Annotated in this window: 15 protein-coding genes; 7 read left to right on the top strand and 8 right to left on the bottom strand. The window is 65.8% G+C overall.

From position 1 onward, the window contains the following. The first annotated feature begins 2 nt into the window (after nt 1–2). From RND64_RS03950 to RND64_RS03940, 3 genes are read left to right on the top strand one after another with little or no spacing between them, the layout of a single operon-like run. Entirely contained in the window at nt 3–1169 is a 1167-nt protein-coding gene (locus RND64_RS03950) for an acyl-CoA dehydrogenase family protein (RefSeq protein WP_049697739.1), read from the top strand. 3 nt (nt 1170–1172) lie between these two features. Then, nucleotides 1173–2144 (top strand): acyl-CoA dehydrogenase family protein, encoded by a 972-nt coding sequence (locus RND64_RS03945; RefSeq protein ID WP_049697738.1) that lies wholly within the window; start codon nt 1173–1175, stop codon nt 2142–2144. Beyond that, nucleotides 2141–3253: an acyl-CoA dehydrogenase family protein gene (locus tag RND64_RS03940; RefSeq protein WP_049698042.1), complete on the top strand. Its 1113-nt coding sequence runs from the start codon at nt 2141–2143 to the stop codon at nt 3251–3253. Before RND64_RS03945 ends, RND64_RS03940 begins: the two co-directional genes overlap by 4 nt. Nucleotides 3254–3658: 405 nt before the next feature. Here the strand turns inward: RND64_RS03940 and RND64_RS03935 are convergent, their stop codons facing one another. The 7 genes from RND64_RS03935 to hsaA are packed head-to-tail and all read right to left on the bottom strand — an operon-like array spanning nt 3659 to nt 10210. Beyond that, nucleotides 3659–4288, bottom strand: a complete 630-nt coding sequence (locus RND64_RS03935) for a TMEM175 family protein (RefSeq protein ID WP_049697737.1) — start codon at nt 4286–4288, stop codon at nt 3659–3661. A gap of 9 nt (nt 4289–4297) precedes the next feature. Further along, a complete protein-coding gene (locus RND64_RS03930; protein WP_270483455.1) occupies nt 4298–5437 on the bottom strand; it encodes a sulfotransferase family protein in 1140 nt (379 codons plus the stop codon). Beyond that, nucleotides 5430–6254, bottom strand: coding sequence for an SDR family oxidoreductase (locus RND64_RS03925; protein ID WP_049697736.1), 825 nt, complete (start codon nt 6252–6254; stop codon nt 5430–5432). The genes RND64_RS03930 and RND64_RS03925 overlap by 8 nt, the downstream gene beginning before the upstream one ends. Beyond that, nucleotides 6251–7477, bottom strand: a complete 1227-nt coding sequence (locus tag RND64_RS03920; RefSeq protein WP_082938030.1) for a hypothetical protein — start codon at nt 7475–7477, stop codon at nt 6251–6253. Before RND64_RS03920 ends, RND64_RS03925 begins: the two co-directional genes overlap by 4 nt. Further along, complete coding sequence (hsaB, locus tag RND64_RS03915) at nt 7450–8022, bottom strand: 3-hydroxy-9,10-secoandrosta-1,3,5(10)-triene-9,17-dione monooxygenase reductase subunit (protein ID WP_049697734.1); 573 nt, start codon at nt 8020–8022, stop codon at nt 7450–7452. Before hsaB ends, RND64_RS03920 begins: the two co-directional genes overlap by 28 nt. Nucleotides 8023–8042: 20 nt before the next feature. After that, on the bottom strand, nt 8043–8957 hold the full coding sequence (gene hsaC / locus RND64_RS03910; RefSeq protein WP_049697733.1) for an iron-dependent extradiol dioxygenase HsaC: 915 nt from the start codon (nt 8955–8957) through the stop codon (nt 8043–8045). Nucleotides 8958–8974: 17 nt separating this feature from the next. Then, nucleotides 8975–10210, bottom strand: a complete 1236-nt coding sequence (gene hsaA, locus RND64_RS03905) for a 3-hydroxy-9,10-secoandrosta-1,3,5(10)-triene-9,17-dione monooxygenase oxygenase subunit (protein WP_049697732.1) — start codon at nt 10208–10210, stop codon at nt 8975–8977. 231 nt (nt 10211–10441) lie between these two features. Between hsaA and RND64_RS03900 the strand changes: the two genes are divergently transcribed. Together RND64_RS03900 and RND64_RS03895 are read left to right on the top strand one after the other, a co-directional pair. Beyond that, on the top strand, nt 10442–11677 hold the full coding sequence (locus RND64_RS03900; protein WP_064869009.1) for a Rieske 2Fe-2S domain-containing protein: 1236 nt from the start codon (nt 10442–10444) through the stop codon (nt 11675–11677). A 2-nt stretch (nt 11678–11679) separates the two neighbouring features. Next, a complete protein-coding gene (locus RND64_RS03895) occupies nt 11680–12096 on the top strand; it encodes a hypothetical protein (RefSeq protein WP_049697730.1) in 417 nt (138 codons plus the stop codon). On the opposite strand, the gene RND64_RS03890 is transcribed toward RND64_RS03895, so the two are convergent. Beyond that, entirely contained in the window at nt 12050–12592 is a 543-nt protein-coding gene (locus RND64_RS03890) for a hypothetical protein (protein WP_152929999.1), read from the bottom strand. The genes RND64_RS03895 and RND64_RS03890 overlap by 47 nt on opposite strands. A gap of 135 nt (nt 12593–12727) precedes the next feature. On the opposite strand from RND64_RS03890, the gene RND64_RS03885 reads away from it, so the two are divergent. After that, a complete protein-coding gene (locus tag RND64_RS03885) occupies nt 12728–13531 on the top strand; it encodes a VOC family protein (protein WP_270483459.1) in 804 nt (267 codons plus the stop codon). A 120-nt stretch (nt 13532–13651) separates the two neighbouring features. Further along, on the top strand, nt 13652–14575 hold the full coding sequence (locus RND64_RS03880; protein ID WP_049697728.1) for a type IV toxin-antitoxin system AbiEi family antitoxin domain-containing protein: 924 nt from the start codon (nt 13652–13654) through the stop codon (nt 14573–14575).

The raw sequence follows: 14575 nt of genomic DNA, 5'->3' as shown, positions 1-14575 counted from the left end.
CGATGGACCTGACGTTCGACGCCGCCGCTGACGAGTTCCGCTTCGAGGTGCGCACCTGGCTCGCAGATCATGTTCCCGCACAACCACTTCCCTCGATGGACACCGCCGAGGGCTTCGAGGCGCACCGGGAGTGGGAGCGCACAATGGCCGCCGACCGCATGTCGGTGGTGAGTTGGCCGGAGGAGTTCGGTGGCCGCGACGCCCCGCTCCTGCACTGGATCATCTTCGAGGAGGAGTACTACCGTGCCGGCGCACCCGGCCGAGTGAGCCAGAACGGCATCTTCCTCTTGGCACCAACACTTTTCGAGCACGCACATCCAGAACAACTGGCCCGAATCATGCCTCGTATAGCACGTGCCGACGACATCTGGGGCCAGGCCTGGAGCGAACCCGAAGCCGGCAGCGACCTGGCCTCGCTGCGCTCCACGGCCACCCGAACCGACGGTGGCTGGCTCCTCAACGGCCAGAAGACGTGGAGTTCCCGATCGAGCTTCGCCGACTGGGCATTCGGCCTGTTCCGCACCGACAAAGAGGCGCAACGCCACCGGGGACTCACCTACTTCATGTTCGACCTCCACAGCCCGGGCGTCACGGTGCGGCCGATCCCTCAACTCGACGGCGAGCCGGGATTCGCAGAAGTCTTCTGCGAGAACGTCTTCGTCCCCGACGACCCCGCCGACCCGGCGAACTCCGGCGTCATCGGCGACGTCGACAACGGGTGGCGGGTCGCGATGAGCACCGCCGCCAACGAGCGGGGGCTGTCGTTGCGTTCGCCAGGTCGCTTCCTCGCCACCACGGATCGCCTCGTCGACCTGTGGAAAGCGCAGCGGGACAACGTACCCACCGCCTCCGGCGTCGATACACGCGTCGCCGACGCCTGGATCGGCTCGCGGGCCTACGAGCTGTCGACATACGCGACGGTCAGCCGACTCGCGGCAGGCGGGCAGTTGGGCATGGAGTCGTCGATCAACAAGGTCTTCTGGTCGCAGTGGGACATCGCGGCCCACGAGACAGCGCTGGAACTACAGGGCACCGACGCCGAGATCGACGACGCATGGATTGACGGCTACCTCTTCTCGCTGTCCGGGCCGATCTACGCAGGCACCAACGAGATTCAGCGCAATGTGATCGCGGAGCGCCTCCTCGGCCTCCCGCGCGGGGACAGGTGAACGATGGACTTCCTGCTGTCCGACATCCACGACGACCTCGCATCGAGCGTCGACACGCTCCTCACGAAAGCGGATGCGCCTGCCGTTGCCCGTGCATGGGCCGACGGTGATCGCTCTCCCGCGGCAGGTGTCTTCCGCCAGCTCGCCGACATCGGAGTCTTCGGCCTGCTCGTCGACGAGGAGCACGGTGGCGCCGGAGCAGGCGCCGTCGAGATGGTCGTCGCACTCGAACAGATCGGCCGCCACGCGCTCCCCGGGCCGATCGTCGAATCCGTTGCGGTGGTGCCGATCCTGCTGCGGTCGGCCACGGAGTCAGATGCGCTCGACGCTGCGGCATCGGGGCGGCTGAGTTCGGCGGCAATCGCGCCCCTTTCTCCGCGTGCAGCCGACACCGATGCTGCCGAGCACGTGTATGTCGTCGACAACGGCACATTGTCGCTCGCGACGGTCGACGACACAGCACAGTCGGTCGATCCCACGCGAACGGTGTCCACGGTGCGCGCGGCCGAGGTGATCGCAGACGGTGTCGATGGCGACCGAGCCGCACAGTTCGGAGCACTGTCCACCGCGGCTCAACTACTCGGTCTCGGCTCGACGATGCTCCGACTCGCATCCGACTACGCGTTGTCACGCAAGCAATTCGGGCGCCAGATCGGATCGTTCCAGGCGGTCAAGCATCACCTCGCCGACGTCGCGATCGCCCTCGAGATGGCCCGCCCGCTCGTCCACGGCGCAGCAGTCGGCATCGACGGCGGAGTTCCCGAGGGCGTCGACGTGAGCCGTGACATCTCCGCGGCCAAGGTTGCAGCGGCCGACGCCGCGTACCTGGCATCCCGGCGAGCTCTTCAGGTTGTCGGTGCGATCGGATACACCTCCGAACACGATCTGTCGTTGTACATCACCAAGACTCGCGCGCTGGTGAGCGCGTGGGGGACGCCGGCACAGCATCGCGCGCGGATTCTGGAGTCGCTGTGAGCACGACGACACACAACACGGCAACACACAGCACGGTATCCACCGAGGACCGGGATGCGTTGCGGCAGTCCGTCGCCGATCTTCTGGCCAAGCGATCCGACTCCACAGCGGTGCGCGCGGCGATGCGCACACCCCGCCGGTTCGACAGCGACCTGTGGCGCACATTGTGCGATGAGATCGGCGTGGCAGCTCTCGCGGTCCCGGAGGAGTTCGGCGGTGCGGGAGCATCGTTCGTCGAAACCGCAACGGTGCTCGAGGAACTCGGCGCGACGCTGAGTCCCGTGCCTGTCTTCTCGACGGCACTCGCGTCCGGCGCCCTGCTGCTCAGCGGCGATACCGACGCGTGCGCGCGGCTGCTTCCCGACATCGCATCCGGAGAACGCATCGCTAGTCTGTGCTGGGCGGGCGCGACGGGGTGGGACATCCCCGGTGTCTCCAGTGAAGCCGGATTGCTCACCGGCACAGCAGAGTTCGTCATCGACGGCGAGTCAGCCGACCTGCTGCTCGTCCTCGCCGGCACACCGTCCGGCATCACACTGCACGTCGTCGATGCCGACGCCGACGGTATCGAGGTGACCGCACTCCCCACCGTCGACCCGACGCGGCCGTTGGCCCGCATCACATTCGACGACACCGCGGCCACCGCTGTCACCGCAGCGGGCAACGTGGTGTCGCGACTGCGCACGCTTGCCTGGGCACTCCTCGCAGCTGAACAGGTCGGCGGCGCCGACCGCGCGCTCCGACTCGCCGTGGAGCACGCATCGTCGAGGACTCAGTTCGGCCGGATCATCGGGTCATTCCAGGCGCTCAAACATCGCATGGCCGACATGTACACGCTCGTCGAGTCGTCGCGATCGCTCGCACGCGCGGCCATCGAGACCGTCGTCGCCGACGACCCGAATGCCGCCGACCTCGCGGCCTCGGCCCACGTGTACTGCTCGGAAGCGTTCGCCACCGTCGCGGGCGAGGCGATCCAGATCCACGGCGGCATCGGGATCACCGCCGAACACGACATCGGGCTGTACTTCAAACGCGCCCACGGCAGCGCCCAGCTCTTCGGCCAACCACACGACATCGTCGCCGAGATGGTCGACGCCCTGCGCGGCTAGCCGAGCCGCCCGAGCGCTGGTCGAGCCGCCGCACCGCTGGTCGAGCCGCACCGCTGGTCGAGCCGCACCGCTGGTCGAGCTTGTCGAGACCACCCCACCGCTGGTCGAGCCCTACCGCTGGTCGAGCCTGTCGAGACCACCGAGCGGGCGGAAAGTGGTCTCGACTCGGGTGCTCGCTCCGCTCGCGCCCGCTCGACCAGCGGGGAAATCTCGCCTGTCGAGACCCGCTGGTCGAGCTCCCCACCGCTGATCGAGCCGCCCCTCCGCTGGTCGAGCTTGTCGAGACCACCAGTCGCAGCGGGAAGTGGTCTCGACTCGGGTGCTCGCTACGCTCGCGCCCGCTCGACCAGCGGAGAAGGCTTCGCTGCTCGGGCCGCGCCCCCCGCTGGTCGAGCCTGTCGCGACCTACCGCCTGCGCGGGGCCACGGCCGCGACGATCTTGTCAGCGGGACCCGCCAGGAAGAGCACCACCAGCCACCAGCTCCCCCACTGCGGCACCAGCAGCGACCCGACGAGCGCCACGACGAGCGCAATCACCGTGCCGACATCGGGAGCACTCGCCACCCACTCGTCGACGTCTTCGCCAATCGCCAACAGCTCCCGATGCCTCCTACCCCACTCGCTTATCGCCACCAGGCTCGACACCGACACCAGGAGCACCGCGATGTAGAACGCCGTACCCCACTTCAACGTCGGACCACTGATAAGCGAGGTGGCGAAGGGCAGCACGACGATCGTGAACAGCCACACCATGTGCAGGTTGAACAGCACCTTGTCGTAGGCGTCGAAGTACTCGATCATGCGATGGTGATTGCGCCACAGCACCCAGATCACGAAAAAGCTGATGAGAAATCCGAGTAGCTCACTGGAGTGGTCACGAAAAACCGCGACCACCGTCGTATCGCTCCCGATCTCCTTACCGATCTCGGCGAGAGGCAAGACCAACAGCGTGAGCGCAATGGCAACCACCGCATCGGCGAACGAGATCAATCGTCGAAAACCCTCAGCGGTACGTCGCCCTTCGGGTGCTGCCATGCCCCGACTCTAGAACGCCGCGGCGACCTCCGCCTCCGTGAATCCGTAATCCGAGAGGGCATACCGATGTTGGGGCCGACGTGCGCCCGACGCGCTCTCGGCATCAAGGGCGACCATCGCGGCGCGCGCCGGTTCCGAGATGTCGGTGCCCAGCGCCGCATACACGCGTTCGACGGTCCCGAGCGGGTCTGCCCGCAGGTCGTCGAAGTCGACGTCGAGGAACTGCGCCTCGTCGTATTGCGCACGCGCCTGCGAGAATTGGTGCAATCCACGTGACCAGAGGTCGAGTTGTGTACGTCCGATCGTGTCGCCGACGAAGACAGTCGACCACCCCGGAGTGGCGTGTTCGGCGAGACTGCACATCGACGCGATGCTCGTCTCCGGCGCGCGATGCGTCTGGATCACCAGCGCGTCGGGATACACCGCCATCAGCGCGTCGAGGGCGAAGAGATGACTCGGGTTCTTCAGCACCCATCGTTTCCCGCGATCGTTCGAGCCGATCATCTGAAGATTTCGACGATGCCGCGCGTAGGCCGGTGTCCAGTCCTGCTCAGCGAGCCACCTCGAGTACGTCGGCACGTAGGCGAGCGATTCGTACGAGATCGACATGATGCTCTGCCGCAACAACTGCCAGCACTCCTCGACCTCACTGGCGTCGAGATAGTGCAGACCCATGAATTCCGGATTCTCGACGTGGTGTTGCGCGATACCCGCGTCGATCTGCTGATAGACCGGATTGGACGCCCACTGCTCGCGCGGCGGCCGCGGCTGCGGAAACTCGGTCAGCCACATCTCGAGTCCCTGGTGCGCGGGGTCGGCGGCGAGCAGTCGATGCAGGGCGGTGGTCCCGGTGCGGGGCAGCCCGGTCACGAAGATCGGACGGGTGATCTCGACGTCGGCGTACGACGGGGTGGCCCGCCACGACGCTTCGCTCATCAGTCGAGCGATCAACGCCCCCTTGAGGAAGTATCGAAACATCTTGCTACCGAGCTCGGTGAGGCCCGCTTCGTTCGCGTACGAATCGAGTAGCACGCCGAGCGGCTCGAGGTATGCGTCGTCGCCGAAGTCATCGAGACCCGTTGTCCGCATAGCCGATTCGTGCAGATCGTCGATCGTACCGACGTTGCGCCTGCCGACTGACTCAGTCATGGTATTCCCCACAGTTCACGTCGAGGGTGTGACCGGTGATCGCACTGGCCGCATCGGAGGCGAGAAATACGACGGCGTCAGCGATCTCGTCCGGCTCCGGCAGACGCTTGAGGTCGGAGCGCGCGGCGGTCTGCGCGTAGACGTCGTCCTCGCTGATGCCGTACTTCTTGGCGACCTCGCCGAAGTACCACTTCAGCTGATCGTCCCAGATATAGCCTGGCGCAACGGAGTTCACCCGTATCCGCTTGTCACCCAATTCCGTGGCCAACGTCTGCGACATGGCGAGCAGCGCCGCCTTCGCCAACTTGTAACTGCCATAGCGCGGTTCGGAGTGTCGGATGACCATCGAGTTGATGTTGACTATCGCGCTCGTCGCTCGCGGCGAAGGAGATTCCGACGCCGCGTCGGCAAGCGCGGCGGTGAAGGCTTTCACGACGCGCAGCGTCCCGAGTACGGTCAGCTCGATACTCGCGTTGATCTGCTCGAAGTCAGTGCGGGCCAACGGCTTCATAGACGGAACCGCGAAGGCATTGTTCACGACGACGTCGACCCGTCCGAACTCGGCAAGAGTGGCAGCGACCAACTGGTCGACCGCGTCGTCGTCGGTGATGTCGGTGGGGACGACAAGCGAGCGACCGCCGGCAGCGTCTACCTCCGCGGAGATCTCCTTGAGCCGCGACTCGGTTCGCGCGGCGAGCACCACGCGAGCGCCGTGTGCTGCCGCGCGCAGACAGATTGATCGGCCGAGTCCCGGCCCAACCCCGGACACGACGACCACCTTGTCGTCGAGCAGCCCCGCACGCGCCATCTCGGTCATCCCAGCATTCTCTCTGCAAAGCCGCGCTGGCGGAGGGCAATTCGCGCAGCCCAGCCCGCGGGGTCGAGCCTGTTGTCGTCGAGGTAGGGCAGATGATCGGCGATGTCGCCCGCGTCGACGACCTGTGCCGTCGGCCCCTGTTCCGGCGGGATCGGCACATCTGTTCGCTGCCATCGGAATTGCATGATCCCGACCTCGTGACCGGTGGTCTCGATCCAGTTGGCGACGCCGGGATTGTCGTGTGCGAGCACCAATCGGATCATGCCGTCGCGGTCGACCTGCGCCTGCGCGGAGTTCAGGCTGGTCTGGTGGTTGACGTAGTCGAGCGAGATGTACCACATGCTGCCGAGCTGAAAACCCTGATACGGCGCAGCAGATTTCGGAACCGTGATGATCATGGCCTCACCGGGCAGCAGTCTGAAATGCCCGACGGAAGAATACTGCGTCGACAATCCACCGGGGGTGAGCCGCGGCGGCGTGAAGGTGTTGACCGGCTCGTCGAGGTAGAACCACTTCGGAAAGTTGAACCAGGTATTCAGCCGTGCCAGGAGCATCTTGCCCGCGGTGGCGTACCGTCGCTGCACCCGCGCGAGGTCGAGGTCGGCGGGGGCGCTGCCCACCGTGTCGACCCGCTCGATGGCGATCTCTCCCCTACGCTGCGACCAGTCGGAATACACCTCACGCACCGCGAGCATCGACGCTCCGTCGCCGAGGGCGAAGTAGTCGTCGCGCGCAGATGCAGCGGACAGATCCGGCCCGAAGGTGATCTCGAACGTCCCGTGGGAGTTGATCGGAATCCGCCGGTCGTCGAAGGCGTCGTCACCGCCGGGCACTTCGCTTGGTGTGTAGTCGCCGCGGAGTACCTGGAAGCTCAGATCCGTTGTGCTGCCGCGTCGTCCCCAGACCCGATACGTTGCGTTCGGCTCGATGTCTGCGTGGAGGTAGAGGGTGTCCGGGTTGTCGAGGCCAATCTTGGTGGTCGGTCCCGTTGAGGTCACGAACCCGGGATGGGTTCGACTGCGCGCTCGCGCCAATTGCAGTGTCGCCGCGATGCTTCCGGCCAGGTAGTCGAATCCCTCTGCGAGATCGGCCTCCGTGAGTGCGAAGTCGGCATTGGCGATCAATGTCTGCGCCTGTGTGATGGCGTCGGTGAAGGGACCGGTGACGTCGACTGTTCGCGAGATGGGGGTCGTCGTCACAGCCACGTGTCTCCTCCGGTCCATGTCAGGAAGTTGTCTAGCTCGGCCTGCGCTGGGGTGACCCGCGGATGCTCGGTCGAGAGATAGCCACCCCGGTAGAAGAGAAGCGGCTTGTCCTGCAACACTTCTCCGAGTGTCAGCACCCGACCGATCACGATGTGGTGGTCGCCGCCGTCGTCGACGCGTTCGACGGAACACTCGACCCACGTCAAACCGTGTCTGATGACGGGGAGTCCTGCAGGCGACGGGTCCCAGGCGATTCCCGCGAACTTGTCGTCGCCCGGTGCACCGAACGCCGCACTGACATCCTGCTGCCGGTTGGAGAGGATGTTGACGCAGAAGCTCCCGTTCTCCTCGATCACCCGCCAGGTCCGCGACGTCTTCTGCGGGCAGAAGAGCACGAGCGGCGGATCGAGCGAGAGCGCCGCGAACGACTGACAGGCGAACCCCGACGGCGCCCCGTCAGCGGTGAGCGTGGTGATGACCGTGACGCCGGTACAGAACTGCCCCATCGCGGTGCGGAACTGACGTGTGTCGAAATCACTTGACCCGTACGGTGTCGCAGCCATCTGGGCGCTCGCCCTCCCGTTCACTGGTTCTTGAATCCGACGGTGAAGTCGTGTCCCCACAAGCTCACCGCGGTACTCTCCCTCGCCACCCACTCGCCGTCGTCGACCTGCCGTCCCTCACAGCCGAATTCGACGTCGAATCCGCCGGGCGTCTTCATGTAGAACGAGAGCATCAGGTCGTTGACGTGGCGTCCGAGAGATGCCGACATCGGCACCTTTCGACGCAGCGCCCTGTCGAGGCAGAGCCCGACGTCGTCGGACTCACCGACCTCGACCATGAGGTGCACGATGCCCGTCGCGTTCGGCATGGGCAGGAACGCGAGCGAATGGTGTCTCGGGTTGCATCCGAGGAAGCGCAGCCACGGAACCTCGTCGCCCTCTTCGCGACCCACCGCCTGCGGTGGGAGTCGCATCGAGTCACGCAGCTTGAAGCCGAGGACATCGCGATAGAAGGCCAGTGCTGCTTTGTCGTCGTCGCAGGTGAGTACGACGTGGCCGAGTCCCTGGTCGCCGGTGACGAACGAGTGCCCGTACGGGCTGACGACGCGCCGATGTTCCAGTGCCGCACCGTGAAATACCTCGAGGGTATTGCCCGCCGGGTCGTCGAAGATGATCATCTCGTCGACCCGACGGTCGAGGCGTTCCTCGTCCTTGCCCTCGCGGAAGATCACGCCCGCGGATGCGAGACGGTCCCGAACATCCTGCAGCGCTTGCGCATTCGGACATTCCCAGCCGGTGCTGCCGAGATGGTCGCGGTCGGACGGCACGATGACTAGTCGCGCGGGAAAATCGTCCATGCGCAGATAGAGGGCATCGGGCGTTGCACCCTTGCCCTCGATCATGCCGAGGACCTTGAGTCCGTATTCGCGCCACGCGGCCATGTCGGTGGCCTCGATGCGCATGTAGCCGAGGGAACTGATGGGGCTGTCGCTCATCGTTTCAGGTGCTCCACTCAGACCATCGTGTCGCCGACGGGAATCCCGAACTCCCCGTTGCCGAATGCGACGTAGGCCCGCTCGGGGTCGTTGGCGGCGTGGACGCGACCCGCGTGGGCATCGCGCCAGAATCGCTGGATGGGCGTGCCGTTCTCGAGGGCGTGTGCACCCGAGTTCTCGAACAGCGTGTCGATCGAGGCGATCGCCCGCCCGGTGGCCCGTACCTGGTCGCGACGTGCGGCGAGCCGCAGTTCCATCGGCACTTCCTCGCCGCGCAAGATGTAGTTGTATTCGTCGGCGAGATTGCCCGACAACTGTCGCCACGCCGCGTCGATATCGCTTGCCGCACCGGCGATCCGGACCTTCGCGAACGGATCGTCCTTGGCCTTCTCTCCCGCATAGGCCGCACGTACACGCTTGCCCTGATGTTCGACATGCGCGGCGTACGCCCCGTATGCCATACCGACGATCGGCGTCGAGATGGTGCTGGGATGAATTGTGCCCCAGGGCATCTTGTACACCGGAGCGGTGTTGCGCTCGAGCCCTGGCGCCTGACCCATCCCCATCGTGCGGTAACTGAGCATGCGATGCCGTGGCACGAAGACGTCCTTGACCTCGATCGTGTTCGAGCCGGTGCCCCGCAGCCCCACCACGTTCCAGACGTCCTTGATGTTGTAGTCCTCGCGCGGAATCAGGAAGCTGACGAAGTCGACGGGCTTGCCGTCCTTGATGACCGGACCACCGACGAACACCCAGTCGGCGATGCCACTACCCGACGACCACGCCCACGACCCGTTCACGACGTACCCGCCGTCGACAACCTGGCCGGCACCCATCGGGGCATACGACGACGAGATGCGCACCGACGGATCGGAGCCCCAGACGTCTTCCTGCGCCTGCTGATCGAACAGTGCGAGGTGCCAGTTGTGGACGCCGATGATGCCCGAGACCCACCCGGTCGATCCACATGCACTGCCGATCCTGCGCACTGCCTCGTAGAACGTGACCGGGTCGGCCTCGTATCCACCCCACTGCGACGGCTGCAGGAGCTTGAAGAAGCCCGCGTCGTCGAGGCTGGACACCGTTTCGTCGGGGATCTGGCGGAGGTCCTCGGTCTGCTGCGCCCGCTGCTCGATCTCGGGCAGCAGCGCGTTGATCTTCTCGAGCACCTGTGCAGCTGCGTCTGCCCGGTCGGCGCTCGTCTGCGCGTCCGGCGCCACCGATTGAAGTGCTGACGGCTCATGTGCTGGCATCTGGCCCGGCTCCTACCTGTCGATTCGCGTTCGTGAGACACTGGTTTCAAATCTGAGATTAGAACAGGTTCTAGTTTTTGTCGAGATATTGGGAAACACAGGACCTTGGCCCCATGTACTGCTGCGATCGAGCGGCGCAGAGTCGATGTGGACACGAATACTGGAACCTGTTCTAGTATTCGATGAAGAGCGAACCGCACAGCACAGCCCCGAGATCAAGGAGCGCCCGAGATGACCGTCACCCCACGACCCGCTGCACACACCGGAGCATCCGGTGCGGCACGCGACAGTGACGTGCGCGAGATCGACACCGGGGTACCCCCGACGCGGTTCGCGCGCGGCTGGCACTGCCTGGGTCTGCTGTCCGAGTTCGACGACGGCGAGCCACACTCGATCACCGTGTTCGGCACCAAACTTGCGCTGTGGATACACGACGGCGAGGTCAACATCCTCGACGCGTACTGCAGGCACATGGGCGGCGATCTCAGCCAGGGCTCGATCCGCGACGGCAACGTCGCATGCCCGTTCCACGGCTGGATGTGGAAGGGCAACGGGCGTTGCGCAGGCGTGCCGTACGCGAAGCGCAATCCCAAACTCGCCAAGACTCGTTCGTGGCCGACGATGATCCGCAACGGACAGGTTTTCGTCTACAACGACCCGGAGGGCAACCCGCCACCGGATGACTGCGTCGTCCCGGAACTCGACGAGGTCGGTAGCGACGCCTGGACCGGATGGACCTGGAACCGCCTGGTGATCGAGGGTTCCAACTGCCGCGAGATCATCGACAACGTCGTCGACATGGCGCACTTCTTCTACGTCCACTACGCGCTGCCCGACTACTTCAAGAACGTCTTCGAGGGCGAGACCGCCGCGCAGTACATGAACTCCCACGGCCGACCCGACATCGACTTCGGCAGCGGATACGCCGAGAGCCGACTCGAATCGATGGCCGCCTATTACGGGCCGTCGTACATGCTGAACCCGATGGTCCAGTTCTACGGCGACTTCAAGATCGAGACCATCCTGACCAACTGCCACTACCCCATCGACGCCAATTCGTTCGTCCTGATGTACGGCGTGATGGCCAAGGTGCCCGAGGGCATGACGGGTGAGCAGGCGTCGCGGATGGCCCACAAGATCTCCAAGGGCGTCGAGGTCGGGTTCCTGCAGGACGTCGAGATCTGGAAGAACAAGACGCGCATCGACAACCCACTCCTCGTCGAAGAAGACGGTCCGGTCTACCAGCTTCGACGCTGGTACGAGCAGTTCTACGTCGACAAGGCCGACGTCACGGACGAGATGACCCAGCGCTTCGAGTACGAGATCGACACCACCAAGGCCGTCGAGAACTGGAGCATCGAGGTGGCCGAGAACCTGCGCCGCAAGCAGGAACGCGAGGCGGCAGAGGCTGCGGCTCCTGAAGATTCCTCCGCGGACAACTCGTCCGACACCGACACGCGCGTCTGAGCATGACCAGGGCCGCCGATCGCATCGAGGAGGGCGAGACCCCACGGGGCGCCTCACCCGCCCTCGCCGGGTGGTCGAAGGCACCCGACTTCGGCGACGACCCGCAGCGTCGGGCCGCGGTCCACGAGTCGACGGCACGCGACCGCGAACACTACCTTCGCGGCGGCATGACCGAGATCGAGTGCCGCGGATGCCATGCGTGCGTGCTGGTCAAGAAGACCAGCTCGCACCACACCAGCGTGCAGTGGAACGCCGACGCCCGGGAGCGGTGCAACGAACTCGCCCGCATACGTGCCGAGGGCGGGAATCCGGCGCTCGTCCCGACCTGCTCACGACTGTCGGCGAGCATCGATCACGGTGTCGCAGAAGGGATCATCCCGGCGGAGTCGCCGGAGTCCGATCCCGACGGGTACTGGTGAGCACTGCTGTGGCGCTGACAAACACCACGCCGACGGCCACCAGGATCGCGACGACGAGCACCGCGATCACGCCGTAGCCCGGTTGGAGGATCTGTTCGCCCGGCGCGAGGTCGAGGGTGCTGGTCACCGCGTCGTCGAGCAGTCGTCCGGACGGGTCAGCAACCACGAATCCCGCGGCCACCGCGGCTCCGACCGCGGCGAGCCCGATCACTGAAAGTGCGATCGGACGCAGCCGACGACGCCACCAGCCCACTGCCGCGACGGCAGCGATCACCGCACCCAGGATGATGGTGACCAGCCCCGGGCGTTGCGTGTGCGCTTCCAGAAATGCGACGTCTTCCGGCGCCGCACCCGGCACCGATACGCGCCCGACACCGGAGATCTTGGAGTTGAGCCCCTGGCTGGAGTCGCCCCACGACACCAGACTGAACGCGACGATCAGCAGGCCGGACACCGCGAAAAGCGGCCATGCGAGTGCGCGCGCACGTTCTGTCATGGGGTCAAGCGTGCCACCCCGGGTCTCGCTCGCGTACCGACCTCCGGTGTTCGCCGACGCCGCCGATGACTTTTCGCGAGGATGGAGGTCAGTACCAGCGTCCGAGACCAGCGACCACAGAGAAGAGCCACTGCCATGACCGAATACACCGCTCCCCCCGGCGCACCTGTCTGGTTCGACCTGATGAGCAGCAACACCGCCAAGGCGATCGACTTCTACAGCGACCTGTTCGGGTGGAAGGTCGAGGATCCGAACCCCGACTTCGGCGGATACCAGAACTTCACTCTCAACGGTCACCGCGTCGCCGGCCTGATGCCCGCCATGGGCGAAGGGTCGGTGCCCAACGTCTGGTCGTCGTACCTTCGCACCGACGACCCCGAGGCCACTCTCGAGCTGGTCAAGGCAGCGGGCGGATCGGTCATGCTGCCTCCGATGGAGGTCGGCGAGGAGGGCACGATGGCCGTGGCGGTCGACGCCGCGGGCGCGGTGATCGGCTTCTGGAAAGCCAACAAGCACAAGGGCTTTGCCGAGTGGGGCGTCCACGGCGCCCCGTACTGGTTCGAGTGTGTGAGCCAGGACTACACCAAATCGGTGGTGTTCTACCCCGAGGTCGTCGGCGCGCGCGTCGAGTCTGTCATCGACAACAGCGCCGTCGAGATCGTCGAGCCGGGCAGCCCGCTGCGGTACGAGCAGGTCTTCTTCGGCGACATGGCCTACGCCGGAATCATGGACGCAGCCAACCTGTTTCCGCCGGAACTGCCCTCCTTCTGGCAGATCTACATCTGCGTCGACGACGTACCCGCGACCGTCAAGCGCGCCGAGGAGCTCGGCGGCTCGGTCATCATGCCCGCCACGGACACGCCGTACGGCACCCTCGCCACGGTGCACGACCCCAACGGCGCACTGATCTCGCTGGGGCACCCGCCGGCCGGGATGTAACCGCGCTCCAGACGCGGCTCGAACTTGCAGACGCTGTCGGTGTACCAGCCGCGTCTGCAGGTTCGGGCCGCGTTTGGGCATTAGGGGAACCGCCGGGCGGTCGTGCGCGTCGGAGCTGTCATGACCCCGTTCATCGCAGACGACCACGGCATCATCTACCGCAAGAAGGCACTGGCCGACGGCTTCACCGACGACGATCTGCGCCGAGCGTGCCGACGCGGCGAGATCGTCCGTGTCGGCCGCGGCGCCTTCGCGCCCGCCGAGAAACGCACACCCGACGACGCGCACCGGCTCACCGTGATCGCGTCGGCCACGCTCGGCATCGTCGCGGGAGTGGTGACCCACCAGTCGGCCGCCGCAATGCACAGGCTGCCGATGCTCAAACCCAACTTCGCGCGCCTGCACGTGACCACCGGCGACGCCAACCACGGCGGACGTACGGCCACCAGGCACACGCACGTCGGAGTGGTCGCGCCCAGCGAGACAGTCGACGTCGACGGTGTGCTGGTCAGCTCGCTCGAACGAACAGCCGTCGACATCGCATGCACGAGCCCGATGGGCTTCGCCGGCGCACTCGCAGTGCTCGACGCCGCGCTGCGCCTCGGCGCCGACCGCAAGGTCATGCGCAAGATGCTGCGGGCCACGCGTCGGGGCGTCGGACAGGCGCGCCGTGCGCTCGCACACGCCACCGCCGACGCGGAGAGTCCCGGCGAGTCGTGGTGTCGGGCGCAGATCATCGAGGCGGGCCTTCCGATTCCGCGTCTGCAACACGAGTTCCGCGATCAGGACGGGTTCGTCGCGCGCAGCGACTTCGACTGGTCGGGGCTGCTCGTCGGGGAGTTCGACGGAAAGGTGAAGTACCAGAAGTACTTACGGGACGGCGAAGACGCCACCGACGCCGTGGTCCGGGAGAAGAAGCGCGAGGACCGACTGCGCCGACTCGGCGTCATGGTGATCCGCTGGACCTGGGCCGACCTCGAGCGGGGCACCGTCGCCGCGTCGGTCCGGCAGTGGCTGACCAAACTGCAGCTCGACGTGGCGTGA

Source organism: Gordonia sp. w5E2 (genome assembly GCF_036540975.1).
In the GTDB taxonomy this organism is placed as follows: Bacteria; Actinomycetota; Actinomycetes; order Mycobacteriales; family Mycobacteriaceae; genus Gordonia; species Gordonia jacobaea.
This window is presented reverse-complemented; position numbering and strand designations above follow the sequence as displayed.

Coding starts and splice junctions, on each gene's coding strand:
- RND64_RS03950 (WP_049697739.1), top strand. CDS start 3: ATGGACCTGACGTTCGACGCCGCCGCTGACGAGTTCCGCTTCGAGGTG.
- RND64_RS03945 (WP_049697738.1), top strand. CDS start 1,173: ATGGACTTCCTGCTGTCCGACATCCACGACGACCTCGCATCGAGCGTC.
- RND64_RS03935 (WP_049697737.1), bottom strand. CDS start 4,288: ATGGCAGCACCCGAAGGGCGACGTACCGCTGAGGGTTTTCGACGATTG.
- RND64_RS03930 (WP_270483455.1), bottom strand. CDS start 5,437: ATGACTGAGTCAGTCGGCAGGCGCAACGTCGGTACGATCGACGATCTG.
- RND64_RS03925 (WP_049697736.1), bottom strand. CDS start 6,254: ATGACCGAGATGGCGCGTGCGGGGCTGCTCGACGACAAGGTGGTCGTC.
- RND64_RS03920 (WP_082938030.1), bottom strand. CDS start 7,477: ATGGACCGGAGGAGACACGTGGCTGTGACGACGACCCCCATCTCGCGA.
- hsaB (WP_049697734.1), bottom strand. CDS start 8,022: ATGGCTGCGACACCGTACGGGTCAAGTGATTTCGACACACGTCAGTTC.
- hsaC (WP_049697733.1), bottom strand. CDS start 8,957: ATGAGCGACAGCCCCATCAGTTCCCTCGGCTACATGCGCATCGAGGCC.
- hsaA (WP_049697732.1), bottom strand. CDS start 10,210: ATGCCAGCACATGAGCCGTCAGCACTTCAATCGGTGGCGCCGGACGCG.
- RND64_RS03900 (WP_064869009.1), top strand. CDS start 10,442: ATGACCGTCACCCCACGACCCGCTGCACACACCGGAGCATCCGGTGCG.
- RND64_RS03895 (WP_049697730.1), top strand. CDS start 11,680: ATGACCAGGGCCGCCGATCGCATCGAGGAGGGCGAGACCCCACGGGGC.
- RND64_RS03890 (WP_152929999.1), bottom strand. CDS start 12,592: ATGACAGAACGTGCGCGCGCACTCGCATGGCCGCTTTTCGCGGTGTCC.
- RND64_RS03885 (WP_270483459.1), top strand. CDS start 12,728: ATGACCGAATACACCGCTCCCCCCGGCGCACCTGTCTGGTTCGACCTG.
- RND64_RS03880 (WP_049697728.1), top strand. CDS start 13,652: ATGACCCCGTTCATCGCAGACGACCACGGCATCATCTACCGCAAGAAG.